This window comes from Cyanobium sp. ATX 6E8 (assembly GCF_024346335.1).
Lineage (GTDB): Bacteria > Cyanobacteriota > Cyanobacteriia > PCC-6307 > Cyanobiaceae > Cyanobium_A.
In genome coordinates this window covers 32,352-51,012 of record NZ_JAGQCT010000017.1, presented here as the reverse complement: position 1 = coordinate 51,012, position 18,661 = coordinate 32,352, and the positions used below count along the sequence as shown (strand labels likewise).

Annotated in this window: 19 protein-coding genes and 1 pseudogene; 10 read left to right on the top strand and 10 right to left on the bottom strand. The window is 63.8% G+C overall.

Translation table 11 applies throughout. From position 1 onward, the window contains the following. Positions 1-321: pseudogene (locus tag KBY70_RS12305) on the bottom strand (transposase); the annotation flags it as partial. A 371-nt stretch (positions 322-692) separates the two neighbouring features. On the opposite strand from KBY70_RS12305, the gene mnmG reads away from it, so the two are divergent. The 4 genes from mnmG (at position 693) to KBY70_RS12285 (ending at position 6,423) form a co-directional block, all read left to right on the top strand. Beyond that, a complete protein-coding gene (mnmG, locus tag KBY70_RS12300; RefSeq protein WP_254988684.1) occupies positions 693-2,648 on the top strand; it encodes a tRNA uridine-5-carboxymethylaminomethyl(34) synthesis enzyme MnmG in 1,956 nt (651 codons plus the stop codon). Positions 2,649-2,661: 13 nt separating this feature from the next. After that, positions 2,662-3,492 carry a hypothetical protein gene (locus tag KBY70_RS12295; RefSeq protein ID WP_254988683.1) on the top strand — a complete coding sequence of 277 codons (831 nt, stop codon included), beginning with the start codon at positions 2,662-2,664 and terminating at the stop codon, positions 3,490-3,492. Continuing rightward, on the top strand, positions 3,482-4,282 hold the full coding sequence (locus KBY70_RS12290; protein ID WP_254988682.1) for a sulfotransferase family 2 domain-containing protein: 801 nt from the start codon (positions 3,482-3,484) through the stop codon (positions 4,280-4,282). The genes KBY70_RS12295 and KBY70_RS12290 overlap by 11 nt, the downstream gene beginning before the upstream one ends. Positions 4,283-5,136: 854 nt before the next feature. After that, complete coding sequence (locus KBY70_RS12285) at positions 5,137-6,423, top strand: O-antigen ligase family protein (RefSeq protein WP_254988681.1); 1,287 nt, start codon at positions 5,137-5,139, stop codon at positions 6,421-6,423. Here KBY70_RS12285 and KBY70_RS12280 read toward each other — a convergent pair. Continuing rightward, complete coding sequence (locus KBY70_RS12280) at positions 6,371-7,267, bottom strand: glycosyltransferase (RefSeq protein ID WP_254988680.1); 897 nt, start codon at positions 7,265-7,267, stop codon at positions 6,371-6,373. The genes KBY70_RS12285 and KBY70_RS12280 overlap by 53 nt on opposite strands. Beyond that, entirely contained in the window at positions 7,264-8,040 is a 777-nt protein-coding gene (locus KBY70_RS12275; RefSeq protein WP_254988679.1) for a glycosyltransferase family 4 protein, read from the bottom strand. Before KBY70_RS12275 ends, KBY70_RS12280 begins: the two co-directional genes overlap by 4 nt. Positions 8,041-8,388: 348 nt before the next feature. Here KBY70_RS12275 and KBY70_RS12270 point away from each other — a divergent pair, with 348 nt between their 5' ends. Together KBY70_RS12270 and KBY70_RS12265 are read left to right on the top strand one after the other, a co-directional pair. Beyond that, entirely contained in the window at positions 8,389-9,021 is a 633-nt protein-coding gene (locus KBY70_RS12270) for a chorismate lyase (protein WP_254988678.1), read from the top strand. A gap of 103 nt (positions 9,022-9,124) precedes the next feature. Further along, positions 9,125-9,661, top strand: coding sequence for a hypothetical protein (locus KBY70_RS12265; protein ID WP_254988677.1), 537 nt, complete (start codon positions 9,125-9,127; stop codon positions 9,659-9,661). Here the strand turns inward: KBY70_RS12265 and KBY70_RS12260 are convergent. From KBY70_RS12260 to KBY70_RS12250, 3 genes are all read right to left on the bottom strand, one after another. Next, entirely contained in the window at positions 9,601-10,122 is a 522-nt protein-coding gene (locus KBY70_RS12260; protein WP_254988676.1) for a DUF1269 domain-containing protein, read from the bottom strand. The genes KBY70_RS12265 and KBY70_RS12260 overlap by 61 nt on opposite strands. Before the next feature lie 42 nt (positions 10,123-10,164). Next, a complete protein-coding gene (locus KBY70_RS12255; RefSeq protein WP_254988675.1) occupies positions 10,165-10,716 on the bottom strand; it encodes a hypothetical protein in 552 nt (183 codons plus the stop codon). Positions 10,717-10,868: 152 nt separating this feature from the next. Further along, entirely contained in the window at positions 10,869-11,414 is a 546-nt protein-coding gene (locus tag KBY70_RS12250) for a SprT family zinc-dependent metalloprotease (protein ID WP_254988674.1), read from the bottom strand. Between the two features lie 53 nt (positions 11,415-11,467). On the opposite strand from KBY70_RS12250, the gene KBY70_RS12245 reads away from it, so the two are divergent. Together KBY70_RS12245 and ligA are read left to right on the top strand one after the other, a co-directional pair. Next, the gene (locus tag KBY70_RS12245; protein WP_254988673.1) at positions 11,468-11,890 is read left to right on the top strand and encodes a hypothetical protein; all 423 of its coding nucleotides are present in this window, start codon (positions 11,468-11,470) and stop codon (positions 11,888-11,890) included. A gap of 10 nt (positions 11,891-11,900) precedes the next feature. Continuing rightward, the gene (ligA, locus tag KBY70_RS12240) at positions 11,901-14,000 is read left to right on the top strand and encodes an NAD-dependent DNA ligase LigA (protein WP_254988672.1); all 2,100 of its coding nucleotides are present in this window, start codon (positions 11,901-11,903) and stop codon (positions 13,998-14,000) included. Positions 14,001-14,009: 9 nt separating this feature from the next. On the opposite strand, the gene KBY70_RS12235 is transcribed toward ligA, so the two are convergent. Beyond that, the gene (locus KBY70_RS12235) at positions 14,010-16,736 is read right to left on the bottom strand and encodes a cation-translocating P-type ATPase (RefSeq protein WP_254988671.1); all 2,727 of its coding nucleotides are present in this window, start codon (positions 16,734-16,736) and stop codon (positions 14,010-14,012) included. Between the two features lie 79 nt (positions 16,737-16,815). Between KBY70_RS12235 and KBY70_RS12230 the strand changes: the two genes are divergently transcribed. Then, positions 16,816-17,040 (top strand): hypothetical protein, encoded by a 225-nt coding sequence (locus tag KBY70_RS12230; protein WP_094561486.1) that lies wholly within the window; start codon positions 16,816-16,818, stop codon positions 17,038-17,040. Here the strand turns inward: KBY70_RS12230 and KBY70_RS12225 are convergent. After that, on the bottom strand, positions 17,016-17,645 hold the full coding sequence (locus KBY70_RS12225; protein WP_094561485.1) for a TVP38/TMEM64 family protein: 630 nt from the start codon (positions 17,643-17,645) through the stop codon (positions 17,016-17,018). The two genes, KBY70_RS12230 and KBY70_RS12225, sit on opposite strands and share 25 nt — an antisense overlap. An 84-nt stretch (positions 17,646-17,729) precedes the next feature. On the opposite strand from KBY70_RS12225, the gene KBY70_RS12220 reads away from it, so the two are divergent. Continuing rightward, complete coding sequence (locus KBY70_RS12220; protein ID WP_143592916.1) at positions 17,730-17,852, top strand: type II toxin-antitoxin system Phd/YefM family antitoxin; 123 nt, start codon at positions 17,730-17,732, stop codon at positions 17,850-17,852. Positions 17,853-17,986: 134 nt separating this feature from the next. On the opposite strand, the gene KBY70_RS12215 is transcribed toward KBY70_RS12220, so the two are convergent. Continuing rightward, entirely contained in the window at positions 17,987-18,400 is a 414-nt protein-coding gene (locus KBY70_RS12215; RefSeq protein ID WP_254988670.1) for a type II toxin-antitoxin system VapC family toxin, read from the bottom strand. Then, positions 18,397-18,633: a type II toxin-antitoxin system VapB family antitoxin gene (vapB, locus tag KBY70_RS12210; RefSeq protein WP_094561484.1), complete on the bottom strand. Its 237-nt coding sequence runs from the start codon at positions 18,631-18,633 to the stop codon at positions 18,397-18,399. Before vapB ends, KBY70_RS12215 begins: the two co-directional genes overlap by 4 nt. Positions 18,634-18,661: the final 28 nt, after the last annotated feature.

Below are 18,661 nucleotides of genomic sequence, written 5' to 3'. Positions count from 1 at the left end.
GATCCTGCAGAACCACAACAGCTCTGCGACGACGTTCCGGGCTTAGAAGTTTCCCTCGGCAAGCTCCTTGAGCATCGCCTTATCGAGCTCGGCATCGGCCAGCAAGCGCTTGAGGCGGGTGTTCTCCAGCTCGAGTTCCTTGAGGCGTTTGGCCTCCGTGGCCTTCATGCCCCCATAAAGCTGCTGCCAGCGGTGGTAGGTGGGTGCCGAGACCTCAAGGGCCCTGCAGACATCGGCGACGGTCTGGCACTGGTTGAGGAGCTGCTCAGCGGTGCGCAGCTTGCGGATGATCTGCTCGGGGTTGTGGCGTTTGCGTTTCATGGGGCTTCTCCTGGCCAAGTCTGGCCGGTAGGGAAGCTCTCATAAGGACTGGTTCAGTTTTTGGGGTCCACGTCACAGCCACAGCCTCAATCGGTGAGCCACTGGTGGCCAGCACGGACACCTGGCCCAGTTGCACCACACCCGTACGACTGGCGAACGGCTCCGTAGGGTGCAGCGAATCACAGTCCTGCAGCCGCAACATCAGGCTCACCGTCTCGGCGAACGCCTGGGAACCGCTGGTTGACACAATGCGGTCCGGCAACGAGAGGAAGGGAACCCTTCGCATCGACGGAGCATTGAGTTAGGGGACTTTAAAGGGAGTCCTGGCGGCTCACTCACCAACACGCCCCCGGGCCATAGAGAATTGGGTGATGGCCGTCTCCGCCCCCGCCACCGAATCGTGCACCGAACACTTCGATGTGATCGTGGTGGGCGGCGGCCACGCCGGCTGTGAAGCAGCCCTCACCGCGGCGCGGCTGGGGCTCAACACGGCCCTGTTTTCGCTCAATCTCGACCGCATCGCCTGGCAGCCCTGCAACCCGGCGGTCGGAGGGCCGGCCAAGAGCCAGCTGGTGCATGAGGTGGATGCCCTCGGCGGTGTGATCGGCCGACTCGCCGATGCCACGGCCCTGCAGAAGCGGGTGCTCAACGCCAGCCGCGGCCCGGCCGTGTGGGCCCTGCGCGCCCAAACCGACAAGCGCCAGTACGCCCGCCAGATGCTGCAGCTGCTGCAGCACACCCCCAATCTGGCCCTGCGCGAGGCGATGGTGACGGGGCTGGAGGTGGAGGACGCGGACGGGGGCGCCCGGATCACCGGCGTGCGCACCTACTTCGGCAGCGTCTATGCCGCGCCGGCCGTGATCCTCACCACCGGCACCTTCCTGGGGGGCCAGATCTGGGTGGGGCATCAGTCTATGCCGGCAGGCCGGGCCGGCGAACAGCCCGCCGAGGGGCTCACCGAGGCCCTCGAAGCCTTGGGCTTCCAGATGGGCCGCCTCAAGACCGGCACCCCCGCTCGGGTGGACCGGCGCAGCATCGCCCTCGACCAGCTCGAAGAGCAGCCCAGCGATGCCCACGATCGCTTCTTCTCGTTTGATCCGGCGGCCTGGGTGAGCGGCGAGCCGATGAGCTGCCACATCACCCGCACCACCGCCGCCACCCACCAGCTGATCCGCGACAACCTTCACCTCACGCCGATCTACGGCGGTGTGATCGACAGCAAGGGCCCCCGCTACTGCCCGTCGATCGAAGACAAGATCGTGCGCTTTGCCGACAAGGAGAGTCACCAGATTTTCCTGGAGCCCGAAGGCCGCGACACCCCCGAGATCTACGTGCAGGGCTTCTCCACCGGCCTGCCGGAGCGGCTGCAGCTGGAGCTGCTGCGCACCCTGCCGGGCCTGGAGCAGTGCGTGATGCTGCGGCCCGCCTACGCCGTCGACTACGACTACCTGCCCGCCACCCAGCTCAAAGCCAGCCTGGAAACCAAGCGGGTGGCGGGGCTCTATGCCGCCGGCCAGCTCAACGGCACCACCGGCTATGAGGAGGCCGCCGCCCAGGGGCTGGTGGCGGGCCTCAATGCCGCCCGGCAGGTGCGCGGCGAGCCTGCCGTTCACTTCCCCCGCGAAGGCAGCTACATCGGCACCATGATCGACGACCTGATCACCCAAGATCTGCGCGAGCCCTACCGGGTGCTCACCAGCCGCAGTGAATACCGGCTGGTGCTGCGGGGCGACAATGCCGACCGACGCCTCACCCCCCTGGGCCGCGAGCTGGGGCTGATCGATGAGCGCCGCTGGGGGATCTACACCGCCAAGCAGGAGGCGATCACCGCCGAGCAACGCCGCCTCGACACCGTGCGCCTCAAGGCCAGCGATCCAGCCGCCGCCGCCGTGGTGGCCGAAACCGGCGCCACCATCAAGGGCTCGATCACCCTGGCAGAGCTGCTCCGCCGCCCCGGCTTCCACAGCAGCGATCTGGTGCGCCACGGCCTGGCCGCTGCCGCGCTGCCAGCCGATGTGCGCGAAGGCGCCGAGATCGACATCAAATACAGCGGCTACCTGGCCCGCCAGCAGCAGCAGATCGACCAGGTGAAGAAGCAGGCGCACCGGCCGATTCCCGCCGGCGTCGATTACGCCGCCATCGGCACCCTCTCCAAGGAAGCGCGCGAGAAGCTCACGGCCGTTCAGCCGAGCAGCCTGGGCCAGGCCTCACGGGTGCCGGGCGTCAGCCCGGCCGACATCACCGCCCTGATGCTGTGGCTGGAGATCCGCAAGCGCCAAGACTCGTCAAGCTTCGAAAGCCTCGGTACGTTGAACGCCACCACGTGAGCAGCGGCAGCAGGTGAGTCCGGTACGCGGCATCCCCACCTCCCGGGCCTACTGGGAGCTCAAGGCCGAGCAGATGCTCAACCGGGTGTTTGAGCCCGAACAACCCATTGAGGTGGAGGTCTGCGACAGCCCCAGCGTCCCCCTTGATCTGCGGGATCTGACGACCACACCGAAGCCAGCCCCAGCCCCGCAAACAAACCCTCGACCCCGAGGCTGGATCGACCAGCTGGGCCGCAAGCCAAGCTTGTTGCTGGCCGGAGCCAGTGTCACGGTGATGGTGGTAGCCGGCATGGCCCTGGTTGTGGTGGGGTTCTGGAACCAAAGCCAGCAAGCGATCCGCCAGGAGCGCAACATGCTGCTGATCGAGCGGCTGCGCGCCATGGGGCCCGGCAGCCTGGCTGCAACTGACGAAGCTGCCCAAGCAGCAGGCCCCAAGCAGTCCGCCCAGGATGGCGACCTGCCACCACCGCCGCCGGGAGGCGGCGAACCCTGGATGGAAGAACTGGCCACCCTGCCGGCGAGGAGCGCCCCTGCGGCCGAGGTGCTCCAGGTACCGGTCAACAGCCGCATCAAAAGTCCGGCTCCGGCCGCCACGGGCGCCTCCGCCAGCAGGGGCAGCTCCAGCGGCAGCGGTGCGAGCGGTGCACCCCAACTGGTGGGAGTGGTGCAGGTACCCGGCCAGAGCGGATCAGCCATCTTCCAGCTCGGCAGCAGCTCCACCAGCGCCGCCGTGGGCGAAAGTATCGGCAGCAGCGGCTGGCGCCTGCGCTCCGCCAGTGGCGACAGCGCTGTGATCGAAAAGGGCGGGGAACAGCGCAGGGTGAGCATCAGCAGTGGCTTTTAACAACAATCCGGAATGGACCTCACTGGACCGCACAGGGCAACAACAAACGGGCAGGGCCCATTACGGCATCAACATCGGCAAAGAATTTCTTTCCTATTGCTATATTCGCAAGAACGCATGCACGGCCTTCAAAAACTTGTTTCTGGACAAATCTCCGTGGCGGCGACTGATATGGAACAAACGCAACCCCGGCATAAAACTTCTCAACGGCTTTCACAGGCTGACCATCCGCAAAGCCCAGCAAGCGAATATAAGAGTCATGGTTTACAGGGATCCGGTCGCGCGACTAACATCGCTGTATCGCAATAAATTTGTTCACCAGAAAGATTGCGACGACATCTTCGCTAATTATCAAATGCTAACGGGCAAAGATCCTGGCGAAGCGACCTTTCGCTCCTTGGTAGAGGGCTATGCTAAGCGCGTATGCGATGGAGACGAGATTGACTGCCACCTCTACACACAAACAAGTCACTTGATGCCCATTGACTACAACGCCGTGATCTGCATAGACAACCTATACGCATCCATGAGCAAACTTCTTGGAACAGACATTGGCAACCAATACTTCTCTACGCCAGCCAATCCAAGCCGCTCATCGATCAGCGCGCAAGACCCAAATAGCATCTGCCTTGCAGATACACCCGCCAGCCAACTCCAAGAGCTTTTGCGAAACAAAGCGATAAACCTAACAAGCCAACAATTATTGGATGAGATATTATCAAATTCAATCCGTAAGATCTATGCCGAAGATTTCGAACTTATCAAGCAGATTGAACCCAAACGACCATGAATGCCAGCAGGATCGCAAACAGACTGTCCCAGGCAAAGCTAATTCATCATTGGAAAAGAAACCAAGAGTCGTCACCAGCTGGCGAAGTAGCATCCGGACTAATCGTATCCCTCACCAGCTTTCCCGCTCGCATTAAAACGGCATGGATTGCAGTTGAGTCAGTTATAAGGCAGCGGATAAGACCCGAGAGGATTACGCTCGTCCTTGATAGCTCTGAGTTCGGAATTAACAGTGATCTGCCGAGGGAATTGGAGAAGCAAAAAAAGCATGGGCTAGAAATTATATGGACTAACAAAGATCTAAGAAGCTATGGAAAACTAATACCAGTCAAGGCCAGATATCCAGAGGCGCCCATTGTAACCATTGACGATGATATCATTTACCAAGAGCATATGCTTGCAAACCTCTTGGAGAGCCACCAAGCCGACCCTTATCAGATCGCAGGATGTCGCGGCTATGAGATACAAAAAGACATCGACGGCACTCCCCTGCCTTACACCACTTGGACTCCTGCAAGTATCGCAACGGCTTCCAGTACTTGCTTTCTCACTGGTGTTGGAGGAGTTCTCTATCCACCCGACTCACTACCATGGGACGTAGCTTGCAATAGTGAACTATTTGGATCACTTTGCCCAACAGCTGACGACATATGGTTTTGGGCCATGTCGCTCATCCACGGAAGCCAACGTCAGTGCCTCGGTGAGCACAGCGTCAAGGAAATCAAACGCTTTATAAAAACATCTCGACTAAGCCGCAACAACGTCAGCAGAGGCGGAAATGATAGACAGCTTCAACTTGTTATCAATCATTTCAGTCTGGATAGCCTGTCTAGAAAGCAATCGCAGACATAGGCCATGAGCAATCACACGAAGAATGACGTCATCTTGATGACGCTCAGTAGCGCCGCATCAATTCTGCTATTTGCATGGCAACCGTTTCCGGGAGAATACCGGATCGGCATTTTTGCACTGATGGTTCTGGGCATATATCGCCTACTTCAAAAACAACCAGACTTAAATCGGCCAGCTTTAACAAGACTCCTTCAACTGCTGGCCTGTTCTGCAATCCCAGCAATTGCGTCGCTTGGATTATCCATCAATAAAAGCTCAACCTTGGAAGGGATCGGAGCGATCTTCGTCTCAGCTTTTGTAGGCCTTGGCATGATAACTGGGCTAGAGAATACAAAAGCAAGGCTGATGCAACAGAGAGGCATAACCATCATTGTTGCAGCCTGGATCCTGAGTGCCTGTCTCTACAGTGCTATCAGCATTGGCTTACATGGTAGCATTGAAACACTCTCGCCCTACCTATCATTTCTAACGAGTTCACGGTTTGGACGCTTACTCACAATGCTCATGCCAATGGCACTCTGGCGACCAATTCGGGAACGGAGTGTTGGCGGCTTTGGACTTCTACTCGGAGCGGGAATCGCCACCATACTAAGTGGGCAACGCAACAATATTTTAAGCTATCTCATAGGCGCCTGCCTTCTGCTAGGTCAGTTGCCTAGAAAACTGGCGATTCGTCTATTTGCAGCAGTTGCAGCAATTATTCTTTGTGTGTATCCTTTCTCGCCAGAACTTAAAACAAGAACCCAGCATATTATCAGCGCTGTTAATATAGCAGCACCAGTAGTCCAAGATGAGGCACGTCAAGCCGAAAAGACAGAAACAACCCTGCTCGATCGCTTCAACCTAATCAGCAGCGACCGAGGCTTTATCTACGACGCTGCCATCAAGATGGGGCGCTCCAATCCACTCACTGGAACCGGTGCCTTTACTTTTAAAGATGCTTATCCGAAGTTTGCTGATCGAAAAGACAAGCAGCGTTTTAGTGCTCCACCGGGTCCGCACAATATCTACTTAGGCATCTTGGCCCAGACAGGCATCATTGGACTTGCAGGCTTATTCTTCACAGTCCATCTACTTGTGCGGTGGCATACCTCCTGCAAGAGCTCCGAATTCAACTGCGAAGAAGCAAATCCTTATTCCGCCTCATTGATCGTCATGCTATTTCCACTCATCACTCAAAATGATTTTTACAGCTCATTTTTCTCCGCCACTTTCCTGTATATGGGCTGTGGTCTTCTCACGGCTTATTACCTGCCAAGTCGCGAAAGTGATCTTCAGGAGTCAGCCTAACGGAGCCATCACTCCTTAACCACTGATCAAGCCCGACCTCTACACGAACGAGTCTCTGTTGGTTTGTCTCCAATCTCTGTGCAGCACTGCGCTCACGCATTCCCGGCTTGACATATCCATGGCCATGATAGAGATGAACTGGAATTGTTGAGAATCTCAAATGTCTGCCCCTAATCCCAGCATGGTTAAGGCGACAACCAAATTCAACATCTTGTCCACCATACTGAATCAGCTCATTGAATCCATTGACTGCAATAGCATCCTCTCGGAAGCAGGAAGAATTATGCCCATTCCATGTGCGCTTTGTCGGCGTCAGCAGATTGGCTAAACGATCCAATGGACTCGGCAGGACTAATTTAAAAAGCTTGGGCAAAGGCCGAAATCCCTTTCGGACCAGCCAAGCCGCGCTAAAAAGATGCCCAGCTTGAACATCACTGACAGTGACGCCACGGGAAAGACTCTGAGATAGCTTCAGGTATCCACCGGTCAGAAAAGAGCCCTTCCTGCAACGACTGGCATGAATCTGCAACATATTAGACTGTGGAACACAGTCGCCATCAGTGAATAAAAGCAGCTTGCCCTTTGACGCCGCAATAGCCTTATTAAGAATCCTACATTTCTGAAATCCATCATCTGACTGCCAAATATGTCGGATTGGCCAAGGACTTATGGCAGACAGATTTTCAATAACACTTGCGGTCTCCGAAGTAGAGCCATCGTCGGCAATCAATATTTCAAATTTACCGCGAAACTCCTGAATAAAATATCCATGCAGCACAAGCTCTAGCCATTGCGGCGAATTATAAGTGGAAATAATGACGCTTGCATCGACACTGGTGATCATCGGATGGCTCCGTCACTGGCCATTTTTGCATAAAGGGCATTGACGAGTTCAGCCTCTCGATCGACCGAGTACTCATGCCTGGCCACGCATCTCGCATGTGCGGCCATTGCGGCAACACGCGTTGGATTCCCCATTAAAGATTGAAGGGCCGAAATCATGCTCTCTCGTTCACCAAAGTCAGTCATAACACCAAACTCAGGCCGAATGATCCAGGGCCAGGCTCCAGCCTGAGATGTGATAGGAACGCAACCACTAGCCATCGCCTCAAGCGGTGTGAGTCCAAAACCTTCGCGGCGGGAGGCTGCCACGCAGATCGAAGCCCGTTGATACCAGCGACGAATATCGGCGGATCCAAGATCCCCCACAAAATGAATGCGCTGGTGTAGGCCGGCAGCCACAATCCGTTGCTGCATCGCCTCCAGATAGGGCAGATCATGCTGCTGACAAAGCCCCGTAATCACGGCAGTCCAATCGGGGAAATGGGGCAACAACGTCAACAAAGCATCAACAAACAGATCAGTTCCCTTGCTGGGCCTGATGCGGCCGAAACTGCCGATCACCTGCTGATCCGCCAAGCCCACTTCCGCCAACAAGGCCTGCCGATCGGCGGCGGGATGGAACTGCTTGCAGTCCACGCCGTGAAAGATCACCGCATCGCAACGCTCCAGAAACGCAGCCGAGCGCGGAGAGGTGGCGATCACCGCATCGCAACGCCGGATCAGCTGGCGCAGCCACCAACCCGGGCGCTTCGGTGCCGCCGAGGTGAACACCACTCGCCAGGGCTGCCGCAGCAGCGAACGGAGCAGCAGGCCGATCAGAATTTCAATGTCACGGCGAGCGTGCCAAATGCGCCAGCGACCCCGATGGGGCCGGCTCCAGCCCCAGCGCAGCAACGACCAGAACCCGATCTCACCCCCCAAGCCCAGCTGACCCCAGTCCCACACCACCAGCTCCTGCTGCTGCCGCTGCCATGGCACCAGCGCCTGCACGGTGGCTGAGACGCCCGTGAAGCGCCGGTGCAGGTTGGTGACGACAACATCCGCCAGCACCGCCAGCACCCAGGGGTAACAACGCTACCCGGGCCAGCACAGCGGACCGGCTCCCGCCGCCAGAATCAGCCGATGGAAACCAGTCGCGGCAACGCGGGGCTTCTGCCTTCCCCCCATCCCCGCTGGCAGCTGAACCTCAGCGATGGCAGCACGGCCACAGGTGATCAACGCCTGAGCGGACCGTGGCGGCTGCTCTTGTTGGGGGATGGCAGCCCCACCCGACACCTGGAGTCGCTCACGGGCGAGCCGGTGGAGATCGAGTTGATCGCCATGGCACCGGAACCTGTGGCCCCTGATCCGGATGGCGCCCGGCTACCCACCAGCTCCCCGCCACCTCCAGAGATCGCCGAGCTGGACGGGCCGCTGCTGCGGCGTCAGGTGTGGTTGCGCTGCGGTAGCCGAACCCTGGCCTGGGCCGAGAGCTGGTGGAACCAACAGCAGGCCGATGCCTACCTGCAGGAGCGGGAGCAGCCGATCTGGCGCAGCCTCACCAGCCATCGGGCCGAACTGTTTCGCGAGGTGGATGGGCTGGCCCAGGTGGATGCTCCCTGGCTGGAGGAGCGCTTTGGTCAGGCGGGGCCGTTCTGGAGCCGCCACTACCGCTTCTTCCGCGGTGGGAAAGAACTCACCGTGATCCGGGAGGTGTTCTCGCCGGAGCTGGAACACTGGCTGGGGCCCGTTGCAAACCGCACCAGAACGCCATAACAGTTTGCAAACTCGGTAACGGCTTGCAGCAATAAGGGCTTAACGGATTGACGCAGGTCATGCTCTACCCAGCATGGGGCCACTTGCGCCGGGAGACCGGGCCATGACCACCCCCACGCCGACCACCTCCACCCCGGCTGCTGCCAATCCGGCGCAGGCCCACTGGTTGAGCCTGACCGACCTCGGCCGGATCTATGGCATTTCCGCCGTGCACTGCGGCCGGCTACTCAGCGAGGCCGGCCTGCGTCAGGGCAACGGCGCCCCCAGCCCCAGCGCCCTGCGCCAAGGCCTGGCCTACCAACACCATCCCCAGTCCCCCAACCCCAGCGCCGTTTGGAATGCGCAGGGCTGCAGCCCACTGCTGCAGCAGCAGGGTCTACGTCCCATGGCCGAACATCATTTGGTAGGCCAGTGGGCCGACCTACTGGTGGCCCTCATACAGGGCTCACCTGCGATCAGCACCTCCGCCGAAGAAATGGCGAGCGACCTACCCCAGGAGCTGGTGCGGCCGGTGAACCTGGAACTGCAGCAACGGGGCTGCAGCTTTCAGGTGGTAGCCCGCACCCCCAGCCGACACGCTCAACCCAAGCGCAGGGCCTCGGCCTGCAGGCGGGCCCGCTCCAGCAGTTCGCGGAGCTGATCCTCGTCGGTGTGGCTGAGGTTGGTGCGCAGCAGCTTGGCGTGAGGGGCATGGGCGCGCAGGCGCTCGATCACCCGATCCGGCGTCGCTTCGCGCACCAACAGGCACAGGGCCGCACTACCGCGGGGCAGGGTCTCGCCCAACTCCCGCATGAAGCCATCGTTGATGCCGATGTCCGAGAGGGAGCCGGAGGCCGCGCCCACGCCCGCACCCACAGCTGCACCGAGCAACGGGTTGAGAAACAGCAGGCCCACCAGGGTGCCCCAGAAGCCGCCGCCGAGGGCGCCGGCTGCGGTGAGGTTGATCGCCTGACGCAGGTGCACCTGGCCTTCGCTGTTGTGCTCCACCACCACAGCATCCTCGAGGGCGATCAGCTGCTCGCGCTGGATGTCCACCAGCTCCCGCCGCACCTGCTCGGCCTCCTCAGCCTTGGGAAACCCCACCACCACAAGGCTGCCCATCGCACCGTTTGCCACTGAGGCAAGGCTAGTGAGGAATCCTGGCTAGGCCCGGCGCCGGGTGGAGCGGGGCAGGGCCCGGCCAGGGGTTGCACCATCTCCTGCAGCAGGGCGGCCGTCAGAGGGCGAGGCACTGGAAGCCGATCGGCTGCTGGAGGCCTGCCGCTGCCAACGGGGCAGCGTGAAGGTGTCGTCGTCGGGCCACTCGGAGGGATCAGCTGGCTGGGCAGCCGTGGTGCGACGGGAAATGGCATCGAGGGGGCGGCGACGCGAGGGCCCAGCGGCACTGGCTTGCGACCTGGATTCGGGTCGGGGTTCGGGTCGGGGTTCGAACTTGGGTTCCGGCCTCGTCTCCTGCCAGGGCTCACGCCAGTCGTCGTCGTCTTCGAGGATCCAATCGAGCTTGTTTTCCACCCAACGACCCAAGCCATCCCCCAAACCATCCAGCCGCGCACGGCGCCCATCGCCGCGGGGCGCCGTGCGCGCACCTGAGCGGGAGCCAGGCCGGGCGCCGGACACCCCATCCACCAGCTGCCGGCCCGCACTCACCAGCCGGTCAAAACGCTGCTCAACCGGATCAGACCGAAACTCAGGCATGGATCCAGGTTAGGGATCCAGCTAGCGCTAGAGCTAGCGGTGCCGGCCCGCCAACCAGCGCTCGCGACCCAGGCCAACCAGGGCGATGGTGAGCCCGCCAAATTCCAGGGTCCAGAGGAACACGCCCATGGCGATGCCGAGCTGGCGTGAACCTAGGCCGCTTGCTCAAAGTGCAAGAGGCAGCTGGCATGCCAGCGCCCGCCATGGAGCCGCTCGCAGCACAAGCGGCAGGCCAGGCCCTTCACCCGGCGTCGGTAGGGCGCTTGCACGCCGCAGATAGGACAGCAGGCCAACCAGCGGGGCGGCGTGGTGCTGGCAGGCAGGGGATAGCGGTGGCGGATGCTCACCTGAAACTCGCTCTGGGCCGCATTGATGGCGGCCATCCGGGCCCTGAACTGGGGGCCGTGCACCTCCTGGGCGCCCACCACCCGATCCACCCAAACGTGAATCATTTCGTGGCAGAGGGTGCTGAGGGTGGCCGCGCGGGGCAGGGGGTCGAGCAGGGGCCGCGACAGCACGATCTCGCAGAGGCGCCGTCCATCGGCGTGCCGACCGAAGCGATACATCCCTGCCGTGCGGCGCATGCGGCCGTCGCTCCAGCGCAGCTCCACCAGCCGCTGGCCAGCGGGCGCCAATGAGCCGTCAAAGTGCTCCCGATCCAGACGGTGAAACAGCGGCAGCAGGGGCTCGAGGGGCATGCCGGCTTGGCAGTCAGTCAGACTCTGGCCCAGTCAACGCAATTTATTTCGAGATGGACTGGGGTCTCACCCGCGACATCGGCACCAAGGCCCTGCTGGCTGGGGCCGGGACCCTGCTCCTCTACTGGACGGTCACGGCGGTGAAGCTGGTGCTCAGCGCCCGCGGCATCAACCCCCTGATCAAGCAGTTCTTCACCCAGGTGGCCAGCGGCCAGGTGGATGGCGCCTACCTGCTCACCACCAAGAACTACCGCTCCCATGTGAACCGGCAGCAGTTCATCCGCTTCCTGGCGGGGCTGCAGCTCAACAAATACCGCAACCTCAAATCCGGCCGGCCCCGGCTCGATGACGGCCAGCTGATCCTCACCGTGAAGCTCAAGAGCGACGGCAACGACGAATTGCCGCTGGATTTCACCTTCGTGAAGGTGGAGGAGCAGTGGCGCGTCGATCGCATCACCAAGCTGGCCGCCGCCTGAGCCCCTCGCTGTGACGTCAGATCAGGCCCGCGCGGAGGAGCTGCGCCAGCTGCTCCAGCGTGCCGCCCACGCCTACTACGTGCTGGATGCCCCCGACCTGGAGGATCCCGTCTACGACCGGCTCTACCGGGAGCTGCAGGAGCTCGAGGCCGCTCAGCCGGAGCTGGTCAGCCCCGACAGCCCCACCCAGCGGGTGGGCGGTGCCCCGGCCGAGGGCTTCAGCAGCGTGGAGCACCGCATCGGCCTGCTCAGCCTCGACAACGCCTTTTCGCTCGAGGAGCTGGAGGCCTGGTATGGCCGCCTGCTCAAGGTGCTCGACCGCACGCCCGAGCCTGGAATGCCCCTGCCCCAACTGGCGATGGTGGGCGAGCTGAAGATCGACGGCAACGCCCTGGCGCTGAGCTACGCGCAGGGCCTGCTGGTGCGGGCCGCCACCCGCGGCGATGGCGAGCGGGGCGAGGAGATCACCGCCAACGTGCGCACGATCCAGAGCGTGCCGCTGCGGCTGCAGCTGGAGCACCCGCCGGCCTGGGTGGAGGTGCGCGGCGAGGCCCTGATTCCCGATGGCACCTTCGCGGCGATCAACGCCGAGCGGGGCCAACGCGGCGAAGCCCTGTTCGCCAACCCCCGCAACGCCTGCGCCGGCACCCTGCGCCAGCTCGATCCGCGGGTGGTGGCCGCCCGGCGGCTGGATTTCTTCGCTTACACCCTGCACCTACCCGACGACTGGCAGCCCGGAGCGGACGGCGCGAACGGGGGCGATCCGCCGCGACCCACCAGCCAGTGGGAGGCGCTGCAATGGCTCCAGGCCGCCGGCTTCAAGGTGAACCCCAACGCGGCGCTGCTGCCGGATCTAGCGGCGGTGGAGGGGTTTTTCGCCCAATGGGATGAGGGCCGCAAGGCCCTGCCCTACGCCACCGACGGCGTGGTGGTGAAGCTCAACGACCTGCGCCTGCAGGCCGACGCGGGCTTCACCCAGAAGGCTCCGCGCTGGGCGATCGCCCTGAAATACGCCGCCGAGGAGGCCCCGAGCCGTTTGCTACGGCTGGGCTGCCAGGTGGGCCGCACCGGGGTGGTGACGCCCGTGGCCGAATTCGAGCCGGTGCCCCTGGCCGGCACCACGGTGAGCCGGGCCACGTTGCACAACGCCGATCGGCTGGCAGAGCTGGATTTGCACGCCGGCGACACGATCGTGGTGCGCAAGGCCGGCGAGATCATCCCCGAGGTGGTGCGGGTGCTGCCGGAGCTGCGGCCCGCCGGCGCGACCCTGCTGGAGCTGCCTCACGTCTGCCCCGAATGCGGCGCAGAGCTGGTGCGCGAGGAGGGGGAAGCGGCCACCCGCTGCGTGAACAGCAGCTGCCCGGCGATCCTGCGCGGCGCCCTGCGCCACTGGGTGAGCAAGGCGGCCCTGGATGTGGATGGCGCCGGCAGCAAGCTGATCGAACAGCTGGTGGATCGGGGCCTGGTGCACTCGATCGCCGACCTCTACCGCCTCGATGCAGCGCTGCTAGCCAGCCTCGAGCGCATGGGGGGGAAAAGCGCCGAGAACCTGGTGGCCGCCCTGGCCACCTCAAAACAACAGCCCTGGCACCGCCAGCTCTACGGCCTCGGCATCCACCACGTGGGCGAGGTGAACGCCAAGGCCCTGGCCCAGACCTTCCCCAGTGCTGCTGATCTCACCACCGCCGCTGCCAACACGCCTGAGGCGATCACCGCCGTGTTCGGCATCGGTGAACAGATCGCCGAGAGCCTGCAGCAGTGGTTCGCCACCGCCGCCAACCAGCGGCTGCTGGAGCAGCTGGAGGCACTGGGCTTCTCCCTGGCGGCCACCGAACCCGAACTGGCGGAGGCCGCCGCGCGGGCCCACGACAGCGGCGGCGCGGCGCTGCAGGGCCAGACCTTTGTGCTCACCGGCACCCTGCCGTCGATGAGCCGCAGCCAGGCCCAGGCCCTGATCGAGGCCGCCGGCGGCAAGGTGAGCAGCTCGGTGAGCAAGAAAACCAGCTACGTGGTGGCCGGCGCCGAAGCCGGCAGCAAGCTCAGCAAGGCCGAGAGCCTCGGGGTGGCGGTGCTGGATGAGGCGGGGCTCAAGGCGCTGCTGGCTGCCTGACCCCCTCGATTAGGCGCTGGGATCGAGCCGGTTGGCCAGCCAGGCCACCGGCAGCATCGCCACCATCGCCAAGCCACACGCCCCCAGCTCGGTGAGCCCGATCGGCGCCGTCTGGAACAGGCTGTTCATCGGCCGCCACTGGCTGAACACCACCTGCAGCAGCACGGCCAGGCCGATCCCCAGCAGCAGCTGGGGGCCCCGGGCCACCGACCCGGCCTGGCCCAGCAGCCGCGCGGCCAGGCTGCGGCCCAGCTGGCTGATGCTGAGCAGGTAGATGATCCGGGCGGCCACCAGCGCCTGAATCGCCGCCGTGCGGGCCAGCTGCAGGCTGCCACCGCCGATCCGCACCCACTCGAACACCCCGAAGATCAGCACCCAGTTGAAGGCGGACACCACCAGGATGCGCCGCAGCAGCCGGGGCGTGATCAGCGGTTCATGGGGATCCCGCGGCGGCCGGATCATCGTGTCGGGCGCCTTGGGCTCAAAGGCCAGGGGCACGGTCATCGTGATCGAGTTGATCATGTTGAGCCACAGCACCTGCAGGGCCAGGATCGGCAAATCGCGGGCCAGCAGGGCGCTGATCAGGATCGTCATCGACTCACCGCCGTTCACCGGCAGCAGGAAGGCCATCGCCTTGCGCAGGTTGCGATACACCGTGCGCCCCTCCTCCACCGCCGCCTCAATCGAGGCGAAGTTGTCGTCGGTGAGCAGCATGTCGGACGCCTCCCGGGCCACCTCCGTGCCGCCCTGACCCATGGCGATGCCGATGTCGGCCTGCTTGAGCGCCGGGGCGTCGTTGACGCCATCTCCGGTCATGGCCACCACCTCCCCCTGGGCCTGCAGCGCCTTCACCAGCTCCAGCTTCTGAGCCGGGGCCACCCGGGCAAACACCTGGCCAGCGGCGGCGGCGGCGGCCAGCTGGGCCGAATCCATCGCCGCCAGGTCACGGCCGGTGTAGGCCCGCAGAGGTTCGGCCTCGCTGGCTTGGCTGGCCGGTTCCGAACCGCCCAAGCCCATGCGGGCGGCAATGGCAGCCGCAGTGGCGGCGTGGTCGCCGGTGATCATCCGCACCGAGATGCCGGCCCGCTGGCAGGCCGCCACCGCCGCGATTGCCTCCGGCCGCGGCGGGTCGAGCATGCCCTGCAGGCCGAGGAACACCAGACCGCTCTCCACATCCTCGTGGCTGAGGTCGTGACGGTGGTGGGGCAGGCGCTTGGCTGCAAAGGCGATCAGGCGAAGTCCCTTGCCGGCCAGTGCATCCACCCGCTCCTGGATCGCCGCGACCGTGACGGGCACAACCGCACCATCGGCGGCGAGCATGCCGGCACAGCGGGGCAGCAGGGCCTCGAGCGAGCCCTTCACCTGCAGCAGCCGCTCGCTGTCGTCCCCGTCATGGAGGGTGGCCATGTACTGGTGGTCGGAGGCGAACGGAAGCACGTCCAGCCGCGGCCAGTGACCCTCTAGCCCTGCCCGGGTGAGGCCAGCCTTCTCCGCCGCCGCCAACAGGGCCCCCTCGGTGGGATCCCCCTGGCAACTCCAGTTGCCGTGCTCCTGCATCAGGCGGGCGTCATTGCAGAGCACGCCGCAGCGCAGCAGCTGATCCAGGGGGTCGGGCAGGGGATCCACCACCGCACCACTGGCATCGAGCAGGTCGCCATGGGGGCTGTAGCCGCCTCCGGTGACGCGATAGCTGACGCCGCCGGCCTCCACCACCTGCACCGTCATCTGGTTTTCGGTGAGGGTGCCGGTCTTGTCGGAGCAGATCACCGTGGCACTGCCCAGGGCCTCCACCGCCGGCAGCTTGCGGATGATGGCGTGGCGGGCCGCCATCCGGTTCACGCCGATCGCCAGGGTGATCGTGACCACCGCCGGCAGGCCCTCGGGGATCGCACTCACCGCCAGAGCCACCGCCGCCTCAAACACCTCGGCAAAGGGCTGGCCGCGGCCCAGGCCGATCGCCAGGGTGAGAGCCGCCACCGCCAGGATGAAATAAAGGAGCACCCGACTGAAGCGGGCAAAACGGCGCGTGAGCGGCGTGCTCAAGCTGCTGCGCTGCTGCAACGACTGGGAGATGGCCCCCATCTCGGTGGCATCACCGGTGGCCACCACCACCCCAAACCCCTGACCGGAGGTCACGAAGCTGCCGGCGTGGACCATGCAGCGACGGTCGGCCAGGGGCGTATCGGATAGGAGGGGGGCCAGGTCCTTCAGCACCGGCAGCGATTCCCCCGTGAGCCCCGACTCATCGACCTGCAGATCCCGCACCTCCACCAACCGCAGGTCCGCCGGCACCTTGTCGCCCGCGGCCAACTGCACCACATCGCCCGGCACCAGATCACGGGAGGGGATGCGCAGGGTCTGGCCGTCGCGCAACACGGTGGTCTCCGTGCTCACCGAGCGGGCCAGGGCCGCAATCGCCCCCTCAGCCCGAGCCTCCTGGATGTAGCCGATCACGGCGTTGATCAGCGTGACGGCCCAGATCACCAGGGCGTTGGTCCAGGAGCCCAGCAGAGCCTTGATCAGACCCGCCACCAACAGGATGTAGAGCAGGGGCTGGTGAAACTGAAGCAGCAGCTTCAGCCATCCCGGCTGGGTCGGCGGCTCGGCCAGTTCGTTGCGGCCATAGCGCTCACAGCGCCGCGCCACCTCGGCGGCAGCAAGGCCCTCAGCGGGGTCACTGCCGAGCTGCTGCAGCACGGCAGCGGCGGTCTGCGCATGAGGCGAGGCATCCAGCATGGTTTGGCTTGCAGCGGCGCAGCAACCCTCGCAACCTAGGCAGGGTGGCCAGACTCAGATCCCCGGCGCTGCTTCGGCCATGACCCTGCCCACCCCAGAGCCTGGCGCTGAACGGCCGTCGATCCATCGCTGGATCAAGGCGCCCTGCGGCCGGGCCCAATATGCCGAGCTGGCGAACCGCTCCGGGCTGCCGGCAAAGCTAAGGCTGGCCTGGTTTGTGCTGATCGCCGCCCTGCGCGACTGGAACCTGCCCGATCCGGACCAGGCAGAGAGCGCAGATCAGCCCGAATCTCCGGGCTCCTGAAGCGCCCGTTGAGCCGCCCGGCCCACCAGCCACACCACCACCACGGTGGCCAGCAGCCCCACAATCCGCAGGGCCCAGGTGCCGGGATCAGCCTGGCCGGAGAGCACCTCGCCAAAGCGGGCCACATCGCCGGCCAGGGCCCCCAGGCCGCAGAACAGAATCGTGCCGGGCACGATGCCGATCAGACCAATCGAGTAGTCGCGCAGGCTCACGTCGCTGAGGCCGTAGGCGAGGTTGAGCAGGGAAAAGGGAAATACAGGCGAGAGCCGGGTGAGCAGCACCAGCTTCAAGCCCTCCCGACTCACCGCCTGCTCGATCGCCAAAAGCTTGGGCACAGCGCTCAGCCGCTGCCGGGCCCAGCCACGCAGCCAGGTGCGGCCGAGCAGGAAGGCCGCCTCCGCCCCGAGGCAAGCCCCCACAAACACAATCAGGCTGCCCCACCAGGGTCCGTACAGGGCTCCGGCCAGCATCGAGGCCCACACCCCGGGAAGCAGAAGGGTGACCCAGAGGGCATAAAGCGGCACGAAGGCCGCCGCCCCCCAGGGGGAGCGCAACGCCTCAAGCAGCTGTGGCAGCCACGCCGGCGGAAGGAGGTCTGGGGTCAGCGCGATGCGTCAGGCAACACGCCCCCATGCTGGTGCAAGGCCGACCGCTTGGTGACGGCACAAAAAGGCCATCAAGCTGATTTGATGGACGTTTCGGTCACCCAGTTCCGCGCCCACTGTCTGGAGCTGATCCGGCAAGTGGAAGCCGGGGGAGAAGAGGTGCAAATCAGCCGCATCGGCGTGCCGCCAGCGGATCACCCCCCTTGATAGGCCTGCGTGGCTCAGGTTGGTTCGAGCTGAACGAGGGAACTCGGTGCTGGATGCTCAGGTCTTCTCAGCCCTGCAGTGAGGGTGCTCCTCGATACCCACGTGTAGCTCTGGTGGCTGCTGGATGTGGTTGATCAGCTGTCCACCCAGTTTTCAATCGCCAGATCCGGGTAGGCCTGGAAATCCGAGGGATTGTTGGTGACCAGCACCACCTCCAGCGCAAGCGCATGGGCGGCGATCAGCTTGTCGAGAGCATCGCGGCGGCGTAGCCGCGTCGCCCAGCGCACAGGGCCGTAGGCGCGGGCCGCCTGGCGATCGAAGGGCAGCACCGGCACCTCCAGCAGAAACTGTTCCAGGGCCTGGCGGTTGCGATCCGCCTCCGCGCCGGAGGCCACCACGCCGAACTCCAGCTCCGCTGCCGTAATGGCTGAGATCACCACCTCCCCCACCCGGCAGGCAGCGAAGCGATCAGACACCTGTGGCGGCTGATCCTTCATCAGATAGATACAAATGTTGGTGTCGAGCAGATAGAGGGGCCGAATGGTCACAGGGCCTCCCGATCGGCCTGCTCCTGATCGCCGCGGCCATCGGCCATGAAATCGGCTGAAAACCGGGAGAGAGCGGCCAAGGCGCCGCGAATGGGACGCCCGGCTGGCCGGATCCTCAACTCGTCTCCCACCCTCTCGATCTCCAGCTCCAGATCACTGCGCCCATAGGCCAGCTCTGCAGGGATACGCACGGCCTGGGAGTGACCATTACGGAACAGCCGGGTGGTGGCCATGGCGGAACCCAAGGAAGCTGAGCTGGAT